General features: G+C 64.2%; 23 protein-coding genes. 12 read left to right on the top strand and 11 right to left on the bottom strand.

All coding sequences use genetic code 11. From position 1 onward, the window contains the following. Window positions 1-314: 314 nt before the first annotated feature. Entirely contained in the window at window positions 315-914 is a 600-nt protein-coding gene (msrQ, locus tag Q7J44_RS12535) for a protein-methionine-sulfoxide reductase heme-binding subunit MsrQ (protein ID WP_304880346.1), read from the bottom strand. 7 nt (window positions 915-921) lie between these two features. Beyond that, window positions 922-1827 (bottom strand): protein-methionine-sulfoxide reductase catalytic subunit MsrP, encoded by a 906-nt coding sequence (msrP, locus tag Q7J44_RS12530; protein WP_304880345.1) that lies wholly within the window; start codon window positions 1825-1827, stop codon window positions 922-924. Between the two features lie 182 nt (window positions 1828-2009). Here msrP and Q7J44_RS12525 point away from each other — a divergent pair, with 182 nt between their 5' ends. Next, the gene (locus Q7J44_RS12525; protein ID WP_304880343.1) at window positions 2010-2447 is read left to right on the top strand and encodes a DUF302 domain-containing protein; all 438 of its coding nucleotides are present in this window, start codon (window positions 2010-2012) and stop codon (window positions 2445-2447) included. Window positions 2448-2625: 178 nt separating this feature from the next. Then, window positions 2626-3102, top strand: a complete 477-nt coding sequence (locus Q7J44_RS12520; protein WP_304880342.1) for a fasciclin domain-containing protein — start codon at window positions 2626-2628, stop codon at window positions 3100-3102. 99 nt (window positions 3103-3201) lie between these two features. Here the strand turns inward: Q7J44_RS12520 and clpB are convergent, their stop codons facing one another. Continuing rightward, a complete protein-coding gene (clpB, locus tag Q7J44_RS12515; protein WP_304880340.1) occupies window positions 3202-5814 on the bottom strand; it encodes an ATP-dependent chaperone ClpB in 2613 nt (870 codons plus the stop codon). Between the two features lie 363 nt (window positions 5815-6177). Here clpB and Q7J44_RS12510 point away from each other — a divergent pair, with 363 nt between their 5' ends. Further along, the gene (locus Q7J44_RS12510) at window positions 6178-6615 is read left to right on the top strand and encodes a hypothetical protein (protein WP_304880338.1); all 438 of its coding nucleotides are present in this window, start codon (window positions 6178-6180) and stop codon (window positions 6613-6615) included. Here the strand turns inward: Q7J44_RS12510 and Q7J44_RS12505 are convergent. The 4 genes from Q7J44_RS12505 to Q7J44_RS12490 form a co-directional block, all read right to left on the bottom strand. After that, on the bottom strand, window positions 6612-7445 hold the full coding sequence (locus tag Q7J44_RS12505) for a hypothetical protein (RefSeq protein ID WP_304880336.1): 834 nt from the start codon (window positions 7443-7445) through the stop codon (window positions 6612-6614). The genes Q7J44_RS12510 and Q7J44_RS12505 overlap by 4 nt on opposite strands. Then, a complete protein-coding gene (locus tag Q7J44_RS12500) occupies window positions 7442-8215 on the bottom strand; it encodes a hypothetical protein (protein ID WP_304880334.1) in 774 nt (257 codons plus the stop codon). The genes Q7J44_RS12505 and Q7J44_RS12500 overlap by 4 nt, the downstream gene beginning before the upstream one ends. Window positions 8216-8294: 79 nt before the next feature. Further along, window positions 8295-9020, bottom strand: a complete 726-nt coding sequence (locus Q7J44_RS12495; protein ID WP_304880332.1) for a copper homeostasis protein CutC — start codon at window positions 9018-9020, stop codon at window positions 8295-8297. Beyond that, window positions 9020-9895, bottom strand: coding sequence for an ROK family protein (locus Q7J44_RS12490; protein ID WP_304880330.1), 876 nt, complete (start codon window positions 9893-9895; stop codon window positions 9020-9022). The genes Q7J44_RS12495 and Q7J44_RS12490 overlap by 1 nt, the downstream gene beginning before the upstream one ends. Window positions 9896-9980: 85 nt before the next feature. Between Q7J44_RS12490 and pyrF the strand changes: the two genes are divergently transcribed. From pyrF to Q7J44_RS12475, 3 genes are all read left to right on the top strand, one after another. Beyond that, on the top strand, window positions 9981-10676 hold the full coding sequence (pyrF, locus tag Q7J44_RS12485) for an orotidine-5'-phosphate decarboxylase (RefSeq protein ID WP_304880328.1): 696 nt from the start codon (window positions 9981-9983) through the stop codon (window positions 10674-10676). Window positions 10677-10875: 199 nt separating this feature from the next. Beyond that, window positions 10876-12351: an AMP nucleosidase gene (locus Q7J44_RS12480; RefSeq protein WP_304880326.1), complete on the top strand. Its 1476-nt coding sequence runs from the start codon at window positions 10876-10878 to the stop codon at window positions 12349-12351. A gap of 139 nt (window positions 12352-12490) precedes the next feature. After that, complete coding sequence (locus Q7J44_RS12475; protein ID WP_304880324.1) at window positions 12491-12781, top strand: HU family DNA-binding protein; 291 nt, start codon at window positions 12491-12493, stop codon at window positions 12779-12781. Window positions 12782-13010: 229 nt separating this feature from the next. On the opposite strand, the gene aroC is transcribed toward Q7J44_RS12475, so the two are convergent. Both aroC and Q7J44_RS12465 read right to left on the bottom strand, forming a co-directional pair. Beyond that, complete coding sequence (gene aroC / locus Q7J44_RS12470; RefSeq protein ID WP_304880323.1) at window positions 13011-14111, bottom strand: chorismate synthase; 1101 nt, start codon at window positions 14109-14111, stop codon at window positions 13011-13013. A gap of 144 nt (window positions 14112-14255) precedes the next feature. Next, window positions 14256-14828, bottom strand: a complete 573-nt coding sequence (locus Q7J44_RS12465; RefSeq protein WP_304880321.1) for a murein L,D-transpeptidase family protein — start codon at window positions 14826-14828, stop codon at window positions 14256-14258. A 123-nt stretch (window positions 14829-14951) separates the two neighbouring features. On the opposite strand from Q7J44_RS12465, the gene queG reads away from it, so the two are divergent. Further along, window positions 14952-15974, top strand: a complete 1023-nt coding sequence (queG, locus tag Q7J44_RS12460; protein WP_304880319.1) for a tRNA epoxyqueuosine(34) reductase QueG — start codon at window positions 14952-14954, stop codon at window positions 15972-15974. Here the strand turns inward: queG and Q7J44_RS12455 are convergent. Next, on the bottom strand, window positions 15971-16414 hold the full coding sequence (locus Q7J44_RS12455) for a MarR family winged helix-turn-helix transcriptional regulator (protein ID WP_304880317.1): 444 nt from the start codon (window positions 16412-16414) through the stop codon (window positions 15971-15973). The two genes, queG and Q7J44_RS12455, sit on opposite strands and share 4 nt — an antisense overlap. A gap of 106 nt (window positions 16415-16520) precedes the next feature. On the opposite strand from Q7J44_RS12455, the gene Q7J44_RS12450 reads away from it, so the two are divergent. Together Q7J44_RS12450 and Q7J44_RS12445 are read left to right on the top strand one after the other, a co-directional pair. Then, window positions 16521-16949, top strand: coding sequence for an organic hydroperoxide resistance protein (locus Q7J44_RS12450; protein ID WP_304880315.1), 429 nt, complete (start codon window positions 16521-16523; stop codon window positions 16947-16949). 99 nt (window positions 16950-17048) lie between these two features. Beyond that, window positions 17049-17231, top strand: coding sequence for a hypothetical protein (locus Q7J44_RS12445; RefSeq protein WP_304880313.1), 183 nt, complete (start codon window positions 17049-17051; stop codon window positions 17229-17231). Window positions 17232-17265: 34 nt separating this feature from the next. On the opposite strand, the gene Q7J44_RS12440 is transcribed toward Q7J44_RS12445, so the two are convergent. Further along, a complete protein-coding gene (locus Q7J44_RS12440) occupies window positions 17266-18132 on the bottom strand; it encodes a branched-chain amino acid aminotransferase (protein ID WP_304880311.1) in 867 nt (288 codons plus the stop codon). Between the two features lie 168 nt (window positions 18133-18300). On the opposite strand from Q7J44_RS12440, the gene Q7J44_RS12435 reads away from it, so the two are divergent. The 3 genes from Q7J44_RS12435 (at window position 18301) to Q7J44_RS12425 (ending at window position 20068) form a co-directional block, all read left to right on the top strand. After that, entirely contained in the window at window positions 18301-18801 is a 501-nt protein-coding gene (locus Q7J44_RS12435) for a MarR family winged helix-turn-helix transcriptional regulator (protein WP_304880309.1), read from the top strand. Then, the gene (locus Q7J44_RS12430) at window positions 18798-19493 is read left to right on the top strand and encodes a response regulator (protein ID WP_304880308.1); all 696 of its coding nucleotides are present in this window, start codon (window positions 18798-18800) and stop codon (window positions 19491-19493) included. The genes Q7J44_RS12435 and Q7J44_RS12430 overlap by 4 nt, the downstream gene beginning before the upstream one ends. Before the next feature lie 119 nt (window positions 19494-19612). Further along, window positions 19613-20068, top strand: coding sequence for a hypothetical protein (locus Q7J44_RS12425; protein WP_304880306.1), 456 nt, complete (start codon window positions 19613-19615; stop codon window positions 20066-20068). Window positions 20069-20084 lie beyond the last annotated feature (16 nt).

Below are 20084 nucleotides of genomic sequence, written 5' to 3'. Positions count from 1 at the left end.
ATTTCAGGACCACCAACGAATTGGTGCTTCCTGCAACCGTACCTTCAGATGTCTGCGCCGAACTTCCATCGCCGCTCCGTCGCTTCATTTCCGCGTTTCCGCTTGTCTTCCGCTTCGGTAAGGCGGTGTTTAGGCCCAGCGTCCAAAAGCTGCAAGAGGAAAAAATGCAGACAGTCGCATTTTTTTCACAAAACCCGAAAATCGCACAAAATCTGGGGGTTGGCGAAATTTTCGCCACAAGACACGCCGCGCTGCGGCAACTTTCTTGCGCCTGTGACGGGAACATTTTGCCCCTGCCGGGGTTATCCACAGACTCAGGCGCGGGCTGTGCGGGGCAGACGCAGGCGCAGCAGCAAAACTGCCCCCACGGCACCCGCATAAAGCAGCGGTTCCAGCGGCCAGCCCTTCACAAGAATCACGAAATGCGAAGTCCCGGCCACCGCTGCCACATAGGCCAGCCTGTGCAGACGCCGCCAACGGGCCGGTCCGAGTCGGCGGATCGCGGCATTGGTCGAGGTCACCGCGAGGGGAATCATCGCCAGCAACCCCACCATCCCCAGGATGATGTAGGGCCGCTTGTAGAGGTCGCGCAGGATCTCATCCCAGCGCAGCCCCATATCCAGCACCACCCAGGCCAGAAAATGCATCGCTATATAGAAGAAGGCCATCACCCCCAGCGCCCGCCGGAATCGCAACAGGTTCAGCCCGGTCTTGCGCAGCGGCGTGATGCATAGCGATGCGATCAGGAACTGCAGCCCCCACAGGCCCAGCTGCAGCTCTATCGTTTTCACCGGATCGGCCCCCAGCCGGTTGGTGGCCGCCGCCCAGACCAGCCAGACAAAGGGAACGAAGGCCGCAACCCAGACCACCCCGGTGGGCAGACGCCGGGCAAGGCTGTTGATGCGGTCCATCATCGTGGGGTCAGAACTCTTTGCTCAGGTCCATGCCCGCATACAGGCTCGCCACCTGTTCGCCATAGCCGTTGAACATCAGCGTATCCTCACGCCCGGCAAAGATGCCCGCGCCGACCCGCCGTTCGCTGGCCTGTGACCAGCGTGGATGGCTGACCTCCGGGTTCACGTTGCTATAGAAGCCGTACTCGCGGGCGTTCTGCATGTTCCAGGTGGTTTCGGGCCGGGTGTCGGTCAGGCGGATGCTGACAATCGACTTGATCGACTTGAAGCCATATTTCCACGGCACCACCAGACGGATCGGCGCGCCGTTCTGGTTCGGCATCGGCTCGCCATACAGCCCGGTCGCCAGAATCGTCAACGGATGCATCGCCTCATCCAGCCGCAAGCCTTCCCGGTAGGGCCAGTCAAGGCTGCGGGTCTTCTGCCCCGGCATCTCTTCCGGGCGCACCAGCGTCTCGAACGCCACATATTGCGCGCCGGGTTGCACGCCCGCCTTGTTCAGCAGATGCGCCAGCTCGAAGCCGACCCATGGAATCACCATCGACCACGCCTCGACACAGCGGAAGCGATAGATCCGCTCCTCCAGCGGGGCTCCTTGCAGAATATCGGCCAGATCATAGCTGCCGGGCCGGTCCACCATGCCGCCGATCTCGACCGCCCAGGGGTCGGTCGTCAGCAAGCGGGCGTTGCGGGCGGGGTCGCCCTTGTCCCATCCGAACTCATAGAAGTTGTTATAGGTGGTGATCTCGGACAGCGTGTTGGGGGCGGCATCGGTGGAAAACGCGCTCTTCGCCAGCCCGGTCTGCGCCACCGCAGGCGCCGCCAGAATGGCCCCCGCCCCCGCCATCAGCTGCCGGCGGTTCATCCACAGCGGCTTTGGCGTCACGTCCGACCATTTCAACCCAAGCGTCATCCCAACCTCCCCTGACCGACAGTCTTCCCGCTAAGATGACCGGGCGCGCGTAAAAATCAAAGCAAAGCTGCTCACATCAGCGGGAACGCTCTGCAACAAACCGCTTCCGGCCGCGCAGGCGGGAAAGATATATTCACATTCTGATGTTTATGGCCCAAGCTGACGGTCAGGAGGATTTCATCATGCTGCGTATCGCCACACTCATGTCCATTCTTGCCCTGCCGGTTGCGGCCGACACGGCCCCCGTCACCTATACGGTCGAGGACTCGTTCGAAAACGTCACCTTCGCGCTGGAATCGGCCATCGTCGGCGCGGGGCTGGTGATCGATCACGTCAGCCACGTCGGCACCATGCTGGAGAGGACGCGCGCCGATGTCGGCTCTGATGTCTCGCTCTTCACCGGGGCCGAGATCTACACCTTCTGCTCCGCCACCGTCAGCCGTGAGGTGATGGAGGCTGACATCACCAACGTGCAGCACTGTCCCTATGGCATCTTCGTCTACGAAACCCCGGATGCGCCCGGCACCATCACCATCGGTCACCGCGCCTATAGCGGCAGCATGGCCCCGGTGAACGACCTGCTGTCCGGCATCGTCAAAGAGGCGACAGCCGCCGAATAGGGTCACGCCCGATCAACAACCGTCACAGGTTATTGATTGGAAACCACAGCCGCCCGGGGCTTAGTGCTGCATTTGCCCCGGGCAAGCCCCGCTCACCGGAATGTCGCCCTGATCCGATGGCCTTTGCGGGCCATATACGGCAGGCCAATCAAGGCGATGATCAACCGGGAGTGACCTTATGATCCGCAGAACCTTTCTTGCTATGACAACCGCTCTGGCCTTTTCCGCCCCTGCCTTCGCGCAGGACATGGATATCGTCGACACCGCAGTCGGTGCCGGCACCTTTACCACCCTCGTGGCCGCGGTGACCGCCGCCGGTCTGGTCGATACGCTGAAAGGCGAAGGCCCGTTCACCGTTTTCGCCCCAACGGATGAGGCGTTTGCCGCCCTGCCCGCAGGCACCGTCGACTCGCTGCTGCTGCCGGAAAATCTGGAACAGCTAACCGCGATCCTGACCTACCACGTGGTTCCGGGTGCCGTCATGTCGACCGACCTGACCGAAGGCATGACCGCCGCCACCGTCAACGGCGCCGATGTCACCATCACGCTCGACGGCGGCGCCAAGGTCAACGGCGCCACCATCACCACCGCCGACATCGCAGCGTCCAACGGCGTGATCCACGTGATCGACACCGTCCTGATGCCACCGATGTAATCGGCCTTGGGGGGCGTGCATGCGGCGCGCCCCCCGAACCCTTCAACAGACCTTTCCGATGCGGTAGGGCGGGGTTAACCCCGCCATCCCTCCAACCGATTAGTGCACCACAGCCTCCACCGGACGCGCCCGGCGGCTGGCGCTTACCCGGTCGCCGATGATCAGCCCTTCCGGCCCGGCCCCGACCACCACGGTGGACCCATCCAGCACGTCGCCCGACAGGATCATCTCGGCCAGCGGGTCCTGCAGGTGCCGCTGGATCACCCGCTTCAGGGGCCGCGCCCCGAACACCGGGTCATAGCCTTCCTCGGCCAGCCAGGCCCGGGCAGCATCGTCCAGCTCCAGCGTGATCTTGCGCCCCGCCAGCCGTTTCTCCAGCCGCTTCATCTGGATCAGCACGATCCCGGCCATATCGGCGCGGTTCAGCCGGTCAAAGATCACCTGCTCATCCAGCCGGTTCAGGAACTCCGGCCGGAAGTGCTGGCGCACCGCCTCCATCACCTCGGCCCGGGCCGGCCCCTGATCCGCCCCGTCCGGCAGTTCCGACAGGGCCCGCGCGCCAAGGTTGCTGGTCAGGATGATCAGCGTCTGCTTGAAATCCACCGTCCGGCCCTGCCCGTCGGTCAGCACCCCGTCATCCAGCACCTGCAGCAGCACGTTGAACACATCCGGATGCGCCTTTTCCACCTCATCAAACAGCACCACCTGGTAGGGGCGGCGGCGCACCGCTTCGGTCAGCACGCCGCCCTCGTCATAGCCGACATAGCCGGGCGGCGCGCCGATCAATCGGCTGACCGCGTGTTTCTCCATGAACTCCGACATATCAATGCGGACCATGGCGCTGTCATCGTCAAACAGATACTCCGCCACGGCCTTGGTCAGCTCGGTTTTGCCCACGCCGGTGGGCCCGAGGAACAGGAAAGACCCCAGTGGCCGGTTCTCATCGTTCAGCCCCGCCCGCGCACGGCGCACGGCATTGGCCACGGCGGTCAGCGCGGTCTGCTGGCCGATCACCCGTTTGCCCAGCTCTTCCTCCATCCGCAGCAGCTTTTCACGCTCACCTTCCAGCATCTTGGTCGTCGGAATGCCGGTCCAGCGCTCCACCACCTCGGCAATCTGCTCGGGCCGCACGGCTTCCGACACCAGCGCATCGCCTTCGCGCGCCTCTGCCTCGGCCAGCGATTTCTCCAGCCCCGGAATGGTGGCGTATTGCAACTCGCCAGCGCGTGCAAAGTCACCCTCACGCTTGGCCTGCTCCAGCTCGGCGCGGGCGCGGTCCAGATGCTCTTTCAGATCCCGCGCCGCCTCCAGCGAATCCCGCTCGGACTGCCATTTGGCGGTCATCGAGTCGGATTGCTCTTTCAGATCCGCCAGTTCCTTTTCCAGCTTCTCCAGACGGTCCCGGCTGGCGGCATCGTCTTCCTTCTTCAGCGCCTCGGATTCGATCTGCAACTGCAGGATCTGCCGGTCCAGCTGGTCCAGTTCCTCGGGCTTGCTGTCCACCTCCATCCGCAACCGGCTGGCGGCTTCGTCCATCAGGTCGATCGCCTTGTCGGGCAGGAAACGGTCGGTGATATAGCGGTGCGACAGCGTAGCCGCCGCCACCAAAGCGCTGTCGGAAATCCGCACGCCGTGGTGAAGTTCGTACTTCTCCTTGATCCCGCGCAGGATGGAAATCGTATCCTCAACCGTGGGTTCGTTCACCATCACAGGCTGGAACCGGCGGGCAAGCGCCGCGTCTTTCTCCACATATTTGCGGTATTCATCCAGCGTGGTCGCGCCGACGCAATGCAACTCGCCCCGCGCGAGGGCAGGTTTGATCAGGTTGGCCGCATCCATCGCGCCATCGGATTTGCCCGCACCCACCAGCGTGTGCATCTCGTCGATGAACAGGATGATCTCACCTTCCGCCGCCGTCACCTCGTTCAGCACGGCTTTCAGACGTTCCTCAAACTCACCGCGATATTTGGCACCCGCAATCAGCGCGCCCATGTCCAGCGCCATCAGCTTCTTGTTGCGCAGGGATTCGGGCACATCACCGTCGATGATGCGCAGCGCCAGCCCCTCGGCAATCGCCGTTTTCCCGACTCCAGGTTCGCCGATCAGCACCGGGTTGTTCTTGGTGCGCCGCGACAGAACCTGCATGGTGCGGCGGATTTCCTCATCCCGCCCGATGATCGGGTCGATCTTGCCCTCTGCCGCTGCCTCGGTCAGATCGCGCGCGTATTTCTTCAGCGCGTCATAGCCCTGCTCGGCACTCGCCGTATCGGCGGTGCGGCCCTTGCGGATGTCATTGATCGCGGCGTTCAGCTTTTGCGGCGTCACCGCCCCGGCATCGAGGCAGGTCTTGGCCGCACCCGGCACCATGGCAAAGGCCATCAGGATGCGTTCGACCGGCACGAAACTGTCGCCGGCCTTTTTGGCCAGCTTCTCCGCCTCATCCAGCACCTTGACCAAAGACGCATCGGTAAAGGGCTGCGCATCGCCCGATACCTGCGGCAGCTTTTTCAGCGCGGCATCCACCGCATCCATCACCCGCGCCGGTTCCCCACCCGCACGGCGGATCAGGTTGGCGGCCATGCCCTGATCGTCATCCATGATGGCTTTCAGCAGGTGTTCCGCCGTCAGGCGCTGATGGCTTTCGCGCATCGCAATCGTTTGCGCGGCCTGAAGGAACCCGCGCGACCGTTCCGTGAACTTTTCGAGGTTCATCGGTCATTCTCCTATGTTGGCACCGCTCGCCCGCGCCCAACAGTGGCACGCGGAACTCCGGCCTCAGTCAAGACATGGGATGTAACAGCGCTTGATGCAAGATTGCCACAAGGGGGCGCGACACTTTCACCAGCGGCCCGTGTCGAATCGCCCGGCTGCCACGCTCGTCAATGGGGGTCCCGGCCCCGGACCCGCCCGGCAGAGCAATTCCGCCGACACAAATGGGCTCAATCGGCGGGAAGCGGGCGCAGATGGCCTGCCCTTGCCGCAACGGGTTGCAGTGCAGACCCACGCTGCCGACAACGGGGCAAAAGAACAGGCGGGCGAGAGCAGCCGCACCGCCCCTGCCGTGAAAGGCCCGCCATGAATGATCTGTTGCAACCGTTGATCCACAAGGCCGCCGTCCGCGACATCGCGGTCCATGTCGCCCGCACCGGCCTGTCGATCGGCAGCGAGGCCGAACTGCACCCCCTGCCCGACGGGCGAATCGGGGTCTTTGCCCGTCTGGACCGGAAGTTTCTGGGGGTCATCCCGCGCAAGGTGACGGTGCTGCTGGGGGTGCTCGGCCCGCAGGCCAGTGCCCTGATCGCCCCGGCGGTAGAGCGCGGCGAGTTGCTGAGGGTGCGCATCGTGGGCCTGACGCCCGAACATCTGACCTCGCCCGGCTTCGGGCCAGAGGTTCACGTCTCGGTCTGGGGCGACCCGCGCCACATCGCGGTCTGGGCAAATGACGGCACGGTGTCGACGCCAAAGCCGCTGAAGTCCGAAAACGTGCCCACCGAACCCGATCAGCCCTCTTAACCCGGCAGGGCATAGCGCACATAGGCAAATGCGCTGCCATCCGGCGCCCAGTTCGGCACGTTCATCGTGCCCTGCCCGCCGTTGATCTCAACCAACCGCTGCCGGTTGCCGCCATCCGGGTCCATCCGGCAGATCGCCACCGGCAGATCGGCGGGATGGCCCGTGGTGCCGGGCGGATAGGCCAGATAAATCACATGGCCCCCGCAGGGCGACGGGTGCGGGAACCAGTTCACGAACGCATCGGCAAACAGCTTGCGCTGGCCAGACCCGTCCGCCGCCATGACCCAAATCTGCGCGTGGCCGTCGCGGTCGCAGTTGTAGTAGATCGAGGCACCATCCGGGCTGTAATCCGGCCCGTCACAATGCCCCTCCCCTTGCGTCAGCCGCACCTCATCGCCGCCATCCACGCGCAGGGTGTAAACGTCGATCACCCGGCTGCCCCCCCGCGCCGCCACATAGGCCAGCGTTTTGCCATCCGGCGACCAGCCGTGCCACCAGCTGGGCGCGCCGGGCGACACCCGGCGCGGCACGCCGCCACCGGCGGGCACCAGATACATCTCAGACCCGATGCCGCGATGGTGGCTGGAAAACACCCATGTTTTCCCATCGGGCGAAATCCCGTGATCGTTGTTCAGCCGCCCCACACCATCCAGATCGATCCCCTGCAAGGCAGGCGCATCCAGCGGCACCCGGAACAGCCCGCCCTCCCCGTTCACCAGCAGATAGCGGCCACAGGGCGACCAGTTCGGCGCCTCGATATGACGCTCGGTCTGCAACACGACCCGAGCCTCCCCCCGCGCCATATCCCAGACCTCCAGCGATGATCTCATTCCCGGCCCTTGGGTTTCAGCAACCTTGCCGGGCGCATCGCCTCAGCCGCCTTGAGCAAGCCGAAGGTCTGGTTGACGTAATTCACCACCCCGCCGATTTTCTCCATATAGGCCGCCAGCTCAGGCGTCCGCTCTGCCTCGACCATCTGCACGGCGCGGCTGGGGTCTTCCCCTTCAAACTGGCAGTAAAACAGCGGCTCGCCCCGCTTCAACACAATGTCCTTCTCCGGCTCGTGCCATTCAAACGCCCACATCAGCGGGCGCGGCCAGACGTTCAGCGCAAAGCGCCCGCCAAAGATCGTGCCGGGCAGCGGGTCCTTGCGGTAATGCGCAAACGGGCCAAGCTGGGTGACATAGCACATCTCATCCGCGATGAAGCAATAGGGCAGCATCAGCTGCACCGTGGGCCGGTCGGGGTAGCGCCATTCCGCCTCATTCACCAGCGTCAGCAGGTCGGCCAGCTTGCTGCCCCGCACCGGGCTGGCAGTACCAAGCCGGTTGACCAGCACCGCCTTGCCCTTGTCATCGCGCTTGAAGCCCAGATGCAGATCAAACGGGCATTTCACCATGAAATACCGGCTTTCCATCTGTATCACCGCCGGGCAGCGGCTGGCACTTTTGGCATGGGCCTTGTTGGTCTGGCGGAACAGGATGCGTTCGGGCGCATCATACATCACCGCGCCCTTGTCCGATGTCAGAAACCAGCCCACGGTCAGCGGGCCCGCTTTCGGCCCCTCGTCCGGCCGGTCGAAAGTGATCGTAACGTCCATGCCCAATCCTTCGTAACCCGCGTCCTTCGTAACCCGCGCCCAAGGCTCTGCGTTTCGGCCTTTCGCGTCAAGCCGTGCGCTACCGCAACGCCGGACCCTCAAGCGCCGCACACAGATCGCGCAACCGGGTGCCATCGGTCCGCCGGCCGATGCGCGCCGCAAACCCGAAATCCACCACCGGCCCCGAGGCCAGCACCGGTGCCGAGCAGGATGCATGCACCTCGCGCAGCGGCAGGCCCTTGAACGGGGCCAGCGTATCAGCAGACAACCCGCCGCCCGGCATGATGGTGATCCGGCCCGCCGCCTGCGCCATCAGGCTGGCCAGACGGTCGGTGCCTTCGGCGGCACGTTTCTCGCCGCCACTGGTCAGCACCCGTTGAAAGCCCAGTTCAACCGCCTGCTCCAACGCATCGGAAAAATCCGGCACCAGATCAAAGCAACGGTTCAGCGTCAGCCCCATCCTGGACGCGCGCGCAATCAGCAGCCCCAGCACATCGGTATCCAGCCGCCCATCGGGCCGGCTGGCCCCCAGCACCACACCCTGCAACCCCGCGCGGCAGGCGGCCTCAATGTCGGTCTCCATCACGGCAATCTCATCCGGCGACCAGACGAAATCGCCGGTGCGGGGCCGGATCATCGCATAGATCGGCACCCCGGCCCCCGCCGCCCGCTGCATCATCCCGACCGATGGCGTCAGCCCGCCCAGATCCAGCGCCGAACACAGCTCTATCCGCCCGGCCCCGCCGCGCACCGCTTCCGCCAGCCCTTCCGTGGTGTCGACACAGACTTCCACCAGAACACTCATCACACAAAGGCCTCCAACCCCGCTTCGGCTGCCCCGATCAGCCCCGGTTCGGGGCGGCATAGGGCGGGCACAATCAGCGGTATATCACTCTGGCGCAGAATTGCAGCCCGCACCCGCCGGTCCAGCGCGACCAGCAGTTCCGGCACATTCGACAAACCGCCGCCCACCGGCACCACCGACGCCCCCACCACATTGACCACCAGCGCCAGCGGCGGCGCAATCAGGTCCAGCCACAGGCCAATCGTCTGCCCGGCCTGCGCCTGCCCAAGTTGCCAGTCCGACAGGATGGCGGTCGATGGCAGCACCGTACCGTGCAACCCCGCGTGCAGCTTTTCCAGCCCCCGCGCGCCGCAGACCGCATCGACACAGCCGCGCAGACCACAGCCGCAGGGCAGATCCCACGGGGCGGCAACCACCGGCCCATGCCCCCATTCCCCGGCATAGCCGCCCGCGCCCTGCACCAGCCGCCCGTCGATCACCAGACCGCCGCCCACACCCGTGCCCAGAATCACGCCAAACACGGTGCGATGCCCCCGGCCCGCGCCCTGCCGCGCCTCGGCCAGCGCAAAGCAATCGGCGTCGTTCAGCACCAGCACCGGCAGGCGCAGCGCCGCCGCAATCTCATCGGCCAGCACCCGCCCATCGGCGCAAGGTATGTTCGCCACCTTGATCCGCCCGGTTTCGGGTGCCACCACCCCGGCGATGGAAATTGCCACCCCGCGCAGGGCAAGGCCCTTGGCGAATCCGGACAGCGCCGCAAGAAACGCATCGAAATCCGCCACCGGGGTCGGGCAATCGCCCAAAGGCGTCAGGCCGTCACGCGTTGCCACAGCCGCCCTGATCCGCGACCCGCCGATGTCAAAGCACAGGATCATCGCGCCCCCCGTTCTGCCCGGCTATGGCTTGACAGCAGTTGCCCATCACCGCAAGACGCGTTGCATCTCACACAGGAGCCTCCCCATGTCCGATGATCGCCTGATCGTGGCACTTGATGTGCCCAATGTTGTGCAGGGTCTGGCACTGGCCGCCCGCATCGGCAACGCCGCCAGCTTTTACAAGATCGGCCTTGGCATGCTGACGGGGGGCGGCTTTGCGCTGGCCAATGAGCTGAAGCAGGAACACGGCAAGCGCATCTTTCTCGACATGAAGCTGTTCGACATCGGGGCCACGGTCGAAGCGGCGGTGCGCGGCATCGCGCAATACGACCTCGATTTCCTGACCGTACACGGCGACCCGCAGGTGGTGCGCGCGGCACAGGAAGGCAAGGGCGGCAGTGGGTTGAAGATCCTCGCCGTCACCATCCTCACCTCGCTCGACCGGAATGATCTGGACGACAATTGCATCAAGCCGGGCGACATCCACGCCCTCACGCTGGAACGCGCCGCCCGCGCGCTGGCCGCCGGGGCCGATGGCGTCATCGCCAGCCCGCAAGAGGCCGCCGCGATCCGCGCCTTGCCCGAGGCGGCGGGCAAGCTGATCGTCACCCCCGGCATCCGGCCCACGGGCAGCGCCAGCGGCGACCAGAAGCGCATCGCCACCCCGGCACAGGCCATTGCCGACGGGGCCGACCACATTGTCGTCGGCCGCCCGGTCTGGCAGGCCGCAGACCCGGCCGAAGCGGCCCGCCTTGTCGTGGCCGAACTGCCGCTGCGCTGACAGGCGCGGGCAAAAACCCGCCGCTGCAAGGCCCGCACAAACGTCATGACGTTAGCCATACGTTTCCCATACACAGACCAGACGCCCGCCATACCCCCAAAACACGCGGTTCCCCCGGTTTGCGGGCCTTCATCAAGCCTTCACTTGCACGACCCCCCGTCTTTCGGCTTATATGCCGGATCATTTGACGAGAGATGTAATGCAAGACGGTTCCGCCCCCCAGACGCCAGACCTGCCCGCCGCGCAGGACTTCACCGACCCCGCCGCCGCCGTTGACCGGCTGGAGGAACTTTACACCAAAGCGACCGCCTATCTGGCTGAACACTTCAGCGCGACGGTCACAAGGGGCAAACCCCAGACCCGCATCCGCGCCTTCTACCCCGAAATCCGCCTGACCGTGACCAGCCATACCAAGGCCGACTCGCGCCTGGCCTTCGGCCATGTCGCCAGCCCCGGCACCTATGCCACCACGGTCACCCGCCCCGACCTGTTCCGCAACTACCTGATTCAGCAGCTAAGTCTGCTGATGGAAAACCACGGCATCGCCGTGCAGATCGGCCCGTCGGAAACCCCGATCCCCGTGCATTTCGCGGTCGCCGGCAACCCCGCCGTATCCGTCCCGCAAGAGGGCGTGCTGGACTTCAGCCTGCGCGATGTGTTCGACGTGCCGGATCTGGCCACCACGAATGATGACATCGTCAACGGCACGCGCAGCGTGAACCCCGATGGCTCAATGCCGCTGGCCCCCTTTACGGCGCAGCGGGTGGATTACTCGCTGGCGCGTCTGGCGCATTACACCGCGACCGATCCGCAGCATTTCCAGAACCATGTGCTGTTCACTAACTATCAGTTTTATGTGGATGAATTCGAAAGCCACGCCCGCAAGATGCTGGCCGATCCGTCACAGGGCTACACCGCCTTTGTCGCCACCGGCAACCAGATCATCACCACGGCAGATGGTGAATTGCAGACGGTGACCAAGCTGCCGCAGATGCCGACCTATCACCTGAAGCGGGCCGACGGGCAGGGCATCACGCTGGTCAACATCGGCGTCGGCCCGTCCAATGCCAAGACCGCCACCGACCATATCGCCGTGCTGCGCCCGCATGCCTGGCTGATGGTCGGCCACTGCGCCGGGCTGCGCAACAGCCAGTCCTTGGGCGATTTCGTGCTGGCCCATGCCTACCTGCGCGAAGACCATGTGCTGGACGACGATCTGCCGGTCTGGGTGCCGATTCCGGCGCTGGCCGAGATCCAGATCGCGCTGCAGGAAGCGGTGGCCGAGGTGACACAGCTGGAAGGCTATGAATTGAAACGCATTATGCGCACTGGCACCGTGGCCACCATCGACAACCGCAACTGGGAACTGCGCGATCAGTCCGGCCCGGTCAAGCGCCTGTCGCAATCGCGCGCGATTGCGCTGGATATGGAAAGCGCGACGATTGCCGCCAACGGCTTCCGCTTCCGCGTGCCCTACGGCACCCTCCTTTGCGTGTCGGACAAGCCCCTGCACGGCGAACTGAAGCTGCCCGGCATGGCCAGCGACTTTTACAAGACGCAGGTCAGCCGTCACCTGCAGATCGGCATCCGCGCGATGGAACGGCTTCGCCTGATGCCCATCGAACGCATCCACAGCCGGAAGTTGCGCAGCTTTGAAGAGACCGCCTTCCTATAACCGCTCATTTTGAGACCCGCTGCACGGTTTGGGCTTGATTTGCGGCTCAAAACGCGGTGTAGCGGAACCCGTCGCCGGCAACGGCCAACCACATCTCCGGCCCGTCCGATGGCGACGGCCTGCAATAAGGAAGAAGAACATGACGACGAAACCAATGACCAAAACCCAGCTCGTTGCCGCTATCGCCGAGACGATGGGCGCTGACAAGAAAACCGCTGGTTCGGCGCTGGATGCCATCATTGATGTGGTAACCCGTGAAGTGGCCGCCGGTGGCGCGGTCACGCTGCCCGGTCTGGGCAAAGTCGCCTGCAAGGCCCGCCCTGAACGTCAGGTCCGCAACCCGGCCACCGGCGAAACCATGACCAAGCCAGCTGACAAGCAAGTGAAATTCGCCATCGCCAAGGCCCTGAAAGACAGCGTCAACGCCTGATCATTCAAGGCTGCCAAGGCTTTGCAAGGGCGCCCATCGGGCGCCCTTTTTTCTGGGCTGAAACAATCTTCACGCAGCCTTGGTTGGCGCGTGCCCCGCGGACCACGCATGATGCCGCTCATCTGATGAGGGAGAATGGCAATGCGCCTGTCTGATCTGAAACGTCTGGTCGCCAAGGTCACCCTGCCCGCGCCGGTGCGGCCACCCGCTGCCGGGCTGACGTCCTGAGTCAGCCCACCACGCCGCGCACGCCGCCGGTCTGGCCACGGTCCAGCAGCAGATGGTCCAGCAGCACGCAGGCCATCATCGCCTCACCCACCGGCACGGCGCGGATGCCGACGCAGGGGTCGTGGCGGCCCTTGGTGATCAGGTCAATCTCCTGCCCGCGCTGATTGATGGTCTGGCGCGGGGTCAGGATGCTGGAGGTCGGCTTGACCGCAAAGCGGCAGATCACGGTCTGGCCGGTGGAAATGCCGCCAAGGATGCCGCCCGCGTGGTTTGACAGGAACTCCGGCCCGTTTGCACCCATGCGGATTTCATCCGCGTTGTCCACGCCGGTCAGGGTCGCGGCGGCCATGCCGTCGCCGATTTCCACCGCCTTCACCGCATTGATGCTCATCATCGCGGCCGCCAGATCGCTGTCCAGCTTGCCATACAGCGGCGCGCCAAGGCCCGGGGGCACGCCTTGGGCGATCACCTCGATCACGGCACCGACCGAATTGTGCGACAGGCGCAGTTCGTCCAGATAGACCGCCCAATCCGCTGCCGCCACGGGGTCGGGGCACCAGAACGGGTTGCCCTCAACCGTGGCCAGATCCACGCGGCTGCGGTCGATGGCGCGGGGGCCCATCTGGACCATATAGCCGGTGATCTGCAGTCCCGGCATCAGCGCCGCAAGCGCGGCGCGGGCGACCCCGCCCGCCGCCACACGGGCAGCGGTTTCGCGGGCCGATGACCGCCCGCCGCCGCGATAGTCGCGGTGGCCGTATTTCTGATGATAGGTGATGTCGGCATGGCCGGGACGGAAGGCCTGCGCGATGTCGCCGTAATCCTTCGACCGCTGGTCGGTGTTCTCGATCATCAGCTGGATCGCGGTGCCCGTCGTCCGGCCCTCAAACACGCCCGACAGGATGCGGACCTCATCCGGCTCTTTGCGCTGGGTGGTGAACTTGTTCTGCCCCGGCTTGCGCTTGTCCAGCCAAGGCTGAATATCGGCCTCGGTCAGGGGCACCCCCGGCGGGCAGCCGTCAACGGTGCAGCCGATGGCCGGCCCATGGCTTTCGCCCCAGGTGGTCACGCGGAACAGGTGGCCGAAGGTGTTCAGGCTCATGACAATCTCCCCTTATGCTGCTGGTTTAGGGGAAAACGGGGCGGGAATGAAGGGGGTGGGTTCCCCCTGTGCTTCAGGTTGGGTTATTTCCAAAAATCAAGCACTTGGTGCCTCACCGGATCTGCGCCCCTTTCCAAAGGCCACTCAGCCCTTCGGAGTCCACGACGCATGAATGGTGATCGGGGTGCCGGTCGGGGTCAGGGACCAGATGTCCCGCATCTCGGCATTGGTGACGGCGATGCAGCCATCTGTCCAGTTCAGCAGCGTGTGAACCGGCCCGAGCAGGCCCCAGCCGTTTGGCAGACCGTGGATCATGATATTGCCGCCGGGGCTGTACCCCGCCTGTGCGGCGGCGGCGCTGTCACCCGCATCGGGGTATGAGATATGCAGGCTTAGGTGGGCAATGGAACTGGCATTGCGCCAGTCGATCACATAGTGGCCCTCGGGCGTGCGCATATCGCCTTCGCGCTGTTTGTGGCCCTGATCCCAGGCGCTCCCCATGGAAATATCGTAGGCTTTCAGAACGGTATCGCCCCGCAAAAGGTAGAGTTTGCGGTCGGATTTGGAAACGGCGATGCTGTCAGCCTGCTGATCGGCGGCGGCATAGGCGGGCGGCGTGCCAGAGCCGATGCGGGCCATGGTCTTGGTATAGCCAAACACCCCGACAGCAAGAACAACCAGCGCAGCGGCGGCAAGGAAAAGAGGACGGGTTCGCAAGGCGCAGGCTCCGGCGTTTTGGTCGGTCAGTGTTTCAGGGCGGGGCGGGAAGTTCAAGGCGTTGGCGACGTTCAGGGCCGGGGGGCGTGGCCCTTGGCCCCGCGCGGCGCTATGCTGGCGGCCATGACCGATGATCTGAAATCACGCCTGCACGCCCGCGCCCTTGAGGAGGGGTTTTCGGCCATGCGCATCACCACGCCGGATGCGATTCCGCTGGCGGCAGAGCGGCTGGCCGAGTTTGTGGCGCAGGGGCGTCATGGACAGATGGGCTGGATGGCCGAGCGGATGGGCTGGCGCGGCGACCCCACCGCGCTGTGGCCCGAAGCGCGGTCGGTCATCATGCTGGCCGAAAGCTATGCACCGGAAGAGAACCCGCTGCCGCTGCTGGAGCTGCGCGACCGGGGGGTGATCTCGGTCTACGCGCAGGGCAAGGATTACCACGATCTGGTCAAGCGGCGGCTGAAGCGGCTGGGGCGCTGGCTGGTTGATCAGGCAAAGTGTGAGATCAAGGTGTTCGTCGACACCGCCCCGGTGATGGAAAAGCCGCTGGCGCAGGCGGCGGGTCTGGGTTGGCAGGGCAAGCATACCAATGTGCTCAGCCGGGATCTGGGCAACTGGTTCTTTCTGGGCGCGATTTTCACCACGCTGGAGCTGGAGCCGGATGCGCCAGAGGTCAGCCATTGCGGGTCCTGCACCGCTTGCCTCACGATTTGCCCGACGGGGGCGTTTCCGGCCCCCTATCAGCTGGATGCGCGGCGCTGCATTTCTTACCTGACCATCGAGCATTCCGGCCCGGTGGAGGAAGACTTGCGCCCCCTGATGGGCAACCGGATTTATGGCTGCGATGATTGCCTCGCGATCTGCCCGTGGAACAAGTTTGCCAAGGCCGCGCGCGATATCGGCTATGCCCCCCGTCACGGTGCCCCGCCCTTGGCAGAACTGGCGGGGCTGGACGATGTGGCGTTCCGGGCGCGGTTTGCCGGCAGCCCGGTCAAGCGGATCGGGCGCGGGCGGTTCGTGCGCAATGTGCTGTATGCCATCGGCAATTCCGGCGATGCGGCGCTGCGCGGCGTGGCGCAGGGGCTGTGCGGCGACGAAGACCCGGTGGTCGCCGATGCGGCGCGCTGGGCTGTGGCGCGGCTTTAACCCGCGCGCAAATGATCGCGCAGTGTGGTGATCTGGTCGCGCAGACGGGTCAGATCATCGAACGACAGGCCGGATTTTTCCAGCACACAGGCGGGGATATGTGCCGCGCGGGTTTGCAGCGCGCGGCCGGGGTCGGTCAGGGTGATGTTGACCTGACGCTCATCGGTCTCGCTTCGGGTACGGGTGACAAGGCCACGTTCCTCCAGCCGTTTCAGCAGTGGGGTAAGGGTGTTTGATTCCAGCTGCACCTGACGGCCAAGCGCACCGACCGTTTGCCCGTTTTTCCGCCCCTCATCGTCCTGCTGCCACAGCGCGGTGAGGACCAGATATTGCGGATAGGTCAGGCCCAGATCATCGAGCAGCGGTTTATAGACATGCTGCATCGCATGGGTGGCTGAATACAGCGCAAAGCAGATCATGTCAGGCAGGGCGAGGGTCATGCGGGCAATATAGTCGCGTGCGATTAAATCGCAAGCGGGTTGACGGGGGCTGCCGACTCGGGTATATCCATCGCATACGATTAAATCGCAAACGAAGGGAAATCAGATGTCTGTAGATCCGAAGTACTGGACCGAAGCTCAGGCCACAGGCGGCGGTCGCAATGGTCTGGCCAAGCTGACAGATGGCAAGCTGACGGTCACGATGACCAGCCCGAAGGAGTTGGGTGGCAACGGCGCCGGGCACAACCCGGAAGAGCTGTTCGCCATCGGCTATGCCGCCTGCTACCTCGGCGCGATGCGCTTTGCGGCCAGCTCTGAAAAGCTGGGAACGGTGCCGGAGGATGCGACCGTGAATGCCCACGTCGGCATCGGCCCGCGCAGTGATGGCGGTTTTGGGCTGAAGGTGAAGCTGGTGGTGAAACTGCCGGGGGTCGAGAAATCGGTGGCCGAGAAAATGGTCGAACGCGGGCATTTCATCTGCCCTTATTCCAACGCGACCAAGGGCAATATCGAGGTGGAAACCGAACTGGCATAAGCCGGTTTGCGCCTGCCCCACGCCCGCGCAGCTGCGCGGGCGTTTGGTGTTCTGGTGATTCTGCGCTAGGATGGCTGCCCGTAATCAATGGAGGACACCATGCACCGTGACCCCAATGGCCGCCATCAGGCCGACACCCGCACGCCCAGCACCGGCAGCAAGACCGCGCAGTTCCTGCGCATTGCCCGTGGCAAGCGGGAAGCGTTCCACACCAGCCGCACCCCTGCAGGCGCATCACGCCTGGCGCAGTTCCTGCGCATCGCGCGGGGCCGGACGGCCTAAGGCAGACGGGCACCGCAAGGTGCCCGTTTTCACATCAGACCCGCACCAGTTTTTCGTAATCCGTCGACACCTGTTTGCACAGCGCGCCAACCTCGAAATTGTAGTCGCCGATCTGCCCCACCGGGGTCACCTCGGCTGCGGTGCCGGTCAGGAAGCATTGCTGGAACGACTCAAGCTCTGACGCCTCGATCCGGCGCTCCACCACCGGGATGCCCATGTCTTTCAGCATGCCGATCACGGTCTGGCGGGTGATGCCGTTCAGGATCGCGTCGGGGATAGGCGTGTGCACCTCGCCATCCTTGACGAAGAAGATATTGGCCCCGGTCGCCTCGGCCACATAACCACGGTAATCGAACATCATCGCGTCGGAACAGCCTTTGGCCTCGGCCGCGTGTTTCGACATGGTACAGATCATGTACAGGCCCGCCGCCTTGGCCGCGTGCGGAATGGTGTCGGGCGACGGGCGTTTCCACTTGGCAATGTCGAGTTTCGCGCCCTTGAACTTGGCGTCGCCGTAGTAATTGCCCCAGGACCAGACCGCGATCGCCATGCGGATCGGGTTGCGCTTGGCGGCCACGCCCATGTCTTCGCCCGCGCCACGCCAGGCAAGCGCCCGCACATAGGCGTCGGTCAGGTTGTTGGCTTTGAGCACGGCGTCTTTCGCGGCCTCGATCTCATCGACTGACCATGGCAGATCCATGTCCAGCAATTCGCCCGATGTGCGCAGGCGTTCGGAATGTTCGCGCGACTTGAAGATCTTGCCATTATAGCACCGCTCACCCTCAAACACCGCGCTGGCGTAGTGCATGGCATGGGTCAGGATATGGACATTGGCGTCGCGCCAGTCCACCAGTTTGCCATCCATCCAGATGAATCCGTCACGATCGTCATAGCCCGCCATGATGCCCTCTTTCTTCACAATGTTACACGAAACTGGTCCGTTTCGGACACAATCTTGCGCAAAGCCGTAGGCGGGCTAGCAGTCAGGGGTTGGAAAGTCAACAAGGCTGACATAACTTCACCGTCAGGTTACTGACAGACCTTAACCGTCAGAACAGGGAGGCGACCCATGGCAGAGCAGACCCCCAGCGGCGAAAACCTGCTGTTTCTGACCGACGAGCAGTTGCGCAAGGGCATAGAGGCGATGTTCTTTGCCTATCGCGGCTTTACCTCCGACCCCGACCGTATTCTGGAAGGCATGGATTATGGCCGCGCGCATCACCGGGCGATTCACTTCATTCACCGCAGCCCGGGCACCACGGTTTCCAACCTGCTGACCATTCTGGGCGTGACCAAGCAATCGCTGAACCGGGTGTTGCGCGCCCTGATCGAAGAAGGTCTGGTCGAGGCGCGGGTGGGCCGGCGTGACAAGCGCGAACGCCACCTGCACCTGACCGCCAAGGGGCAGGAGCTGGAACGCGAACTGTCAGACGCGCAGCGCGCGCGGATGCGGGCGGCGTACCGGGCGGCGGGGCCGCAGGCGGTGGCCGGGTTCCGTCAGGTGCTGGAGGCGATGATGGACCCGGAATTGCGCCGGCAATACCAAGGATTGAAGGAGAGCGGGGCATGACCCAAGGTGACGCGCATCTGCTGGTTGTCGATGATGATGAACGTATCCGGGGGCTGTTGCAGAAGTTCCTGATCCGCAACGGCTTTCTGGTGTCCGTCGCGCGCGATGGCGCGCAGGCGCGGCGGCTGCTGTCGGGGCTGGAATTCGACATGATCGTGCTGGATGTGATGATGCCGGGGATTGATGGCATCAGCCTGACCCGCGAGTTGCGGCAGAAGATGCAGACGCCGATCCTGCTGCTGACCGCCAAGGGCGAAACCGCCAGCCGGATTGAGGGGTTTGAGGCCGGGGCCGACGACTACCTTGGCAAACCCTTCGAGCCGAAAGAGCTGTTGCTACGCATCAACGCCATTCTGCGCCGGGTGCCGGTGGTGCGGGCCGATGCGGCACCCAAGGTGCTGCATCTTGGCCCGGTCCGCTATGACATGGACCGGGGAGAACTGTGGCGCGGCCCCGATCCGGTGCGGCTGACCGCGACCGAAGCCGCGCTGATGCGGCTGTTCTCGGCCCACCCCGGCCATGCGATCAGCCGGGAAAAGCTGGTCGCCGATCTGGGCCGCGACGATGCCGCACAGGAACGCGCGGTCGATGTGCAGATCACCCGCCTGCGCCGCAAGATCGAGGATGACCCGAAACAGCCGCGCTATCTGCAAACCGTGCGCGGCGAGGGGTATATGCTGCAACCGGATTGAAAGGTTTTGCGGGTCTGTTACTGCGTACGTGTCCGACAGGCGCATGATGCGGCCCGTGGCATCCTATGGGGTTCAGGTTGAAAACTGCTTGCATGACTTTGGCGACGACGGTCGCTTTGATGGCTTCTTCCCATGTGGCGCTGGCTCAGGACCTGGTGACCTATGAAACGGTCGGCGTCTGGGACATCCTGATCGACCCGACCATTGGCAATGGCTGTCTGATCAACGCCACGTTCGAGGATGGGTCGGACGTGCGCATCGGCTTCGCGCCCGATACCGGCTTTGGCTATCTTCTGGCGCTGAATGACGGCTGGGAAGGCGTTGAAGACGATGTGATGTATCCGGTGTCGATGGATGTCGACGGCGCGGTGTATGAAGGCGAAGGCAAGGGCATTCACATTGATGGGCTGCCCGGCGTGGATATCGAATTCGACAGCGCCGATTTCCTGATGGATGTGGCGACAAAACAGACGCTGACGCTGTCTACCGACGCTGGCGAAATCATGTCGATTGACCTGACCGACAGTCTGCGCGCGCTGGAAGAGGCGATTGCCTGTCAGGAAGCGCAGGGCTGATATTGCGCCGGTGCGC

Origin of the sequence: Pseudotabrizicola sp., from assembly GCF_030656345.1 — a bacterium.
In the GTDB taxonomy this organism is placed as follows: domain Bacteria; phylum Pseudomonadota; class Alphaproteobacteria; order Rhodobacterales; family Rhodobacteraceae; genus Pseudotabrizicola.
Note: the sequence above shows the minus strand (reverse complement) of the source record. Positions and strands in the feature narration are given on the sequence as shown.

Excerpts from the sequence above, each read along its gene's own strand:
- msrQ (WP_304880346.1), bottom strand. The coding sequence starts at position 914 with ATGATGGACCGCATCAACAGCCTTGCCCGGCGTCTGCCCACCGGGGTG.
- Q7J44_RS12520 (WP_304880342.1), top strand. The coding sequence starts at position 2,626 with ATGATCCGCAGAACCTTTCTTGCTATGACAACCGCTCTGGCCTTTTCC.
- Q7J44_RS12480 (WP_304880326.1), top strand. The coding sequence starts at position 10,876 with ATGCAAGACGGTTCCGCCCCCCAGACGCCAGACCTGCCCGCCGCGCAG.
- Q7J44_RS12510 (WP_304880338.1), top strand. The coding sequence starts at position 6,178 with ATGAATGATCTGTTGCAACCGTTGATCCACAAGGCCGCCGTCCGCGAC.
- Q7J44_RS12505 (WP_304880336.1), bottom strand. The coding sequence starts at position 7,445 with ATGAGATCATCGCTGGAGGTCTGGGATATGGCGCGGGGGGAGGCTCGG.
- msrP (WP_304880345.1), bottom strand. The coding sequence starts at position 1,827 with ATGACGCTTGGGTTGAAATGGTCGGACGTGACGCCAAAGCCGCTGTGG.
- Q7J44_RS12490 (WP_304880330.1), bottom strand. The coding sequence starts at position 9,895 with ATGATCCTGTGCTTTGACATCGGCGGGTCGCGGATCAGGGCGGCTGTG.
- pyrF (WP_304880328.1), top strand. The coding sequence starts at position 9,981 with ATGTCCGATGATCGCCTGATCGTGGCACTTGATGTGCCCAATGTTGTG.
- Q7J44_RS12475 (WP_304880324.1), top strand. The coding sequence starts at position 12,491 with ATGACGACGAAACCAATGACCAAAACCCAGCTCGTTGCCGCTATCGCC.
- Q7J44_RS12445 (WP_304880313.1), top strand. The coding sequence starts at position 17,049 with ATGCACCGTGACCCCAATGGCCGCCATCAGGCCGACACCCGCACGCCC.
- Q7J44_RS12455 (WP_304880317.1), bottom strand. The coding sequence starts at position 16,414 with ATGACCCTCGCCCTGCCTGACATGATCTGCTTTGCGCTGTATTCAGCC.
- Q7J44_RS12430 (WP_304880308.1), top strand. The coding sequence starts at position 18,798 with ATGACCCAAGGTGACGCGCATCTGCTGGTTGTCGATGATGATGAACGT.
- clpB (WP_304880340.1), bottom strand. The coding sequence starts at position 5,814 with ATGAACCTCGAAAAGTTCACGGAACGGTCGCGCGGGTTCCTTCAGGCC.
- Q7J44_RS12440 (WP_304880311.1), bottom strand. The coding sequence starts at position 18,132 with ATGGCGGGCTATGACGATCGTGACGGATTCATCTGGATGGATGGCAAA.
- Q7J44_RS12525 (WP_304880343.1), top strand. The coding sequence starts at position 2,010 with ATGCTGCGTATCGCCACACTCATGTCCATTCTTGCCCTGCCGGTTGCG.
- Q7J44_RS12495 (WP_304880332.1), bottom strand. The coding sequence starts at position 9,020 with ATGAGTGTTCTGGTGGAAGTCTGTGTCGACACCACGGAAGGGCTGGCG.
- Q7J44_RS12500 (WP_304880334.1), bottom strand. The coding sequence starts at position 8,215 with ATGGACGTTACGATCACTTTCGACCGGCCGGACGAGGGGCCGAAAGCG.
- Q7J44_RS12450 (WP_304880315.1), top strand. The coding sequence starts at position 16,521 with ATGTCTGTAGATCCGAAGTACTGGACCGAAGCTCAGGCCACAGGCGGC.
- Q7J44_RS12435 (WP_304880309.1), top strand. The coding sequence starts at position 18,301 with ATGGCAGAGCAGACCCCCAGCGGCGAAAACCTGCTGTTTCTGACCGAC.
- aroC (WP_304880323.1), bottom strand. The coding sequence starts at position 14,111 with ATGAGCCTGAACACCTTCGGCCACCTGTTCCGCGTGACCACCTGGGGC.
- Q7J44_RS12425 (WP_304880306.1), top strand. The coding sequence starts at position 19,613 with ATGGCTTCTTCCCATGTGGCGCTGGCTCAGGACCTGGTGACCTATGAA.
- queG (WP_304880319.1), top strand. The coding sequence starts at position 14,952 with ATGACCGATGATCTGAAATCACGCCTGCACGCCCGCGCCCTTGAGGAG.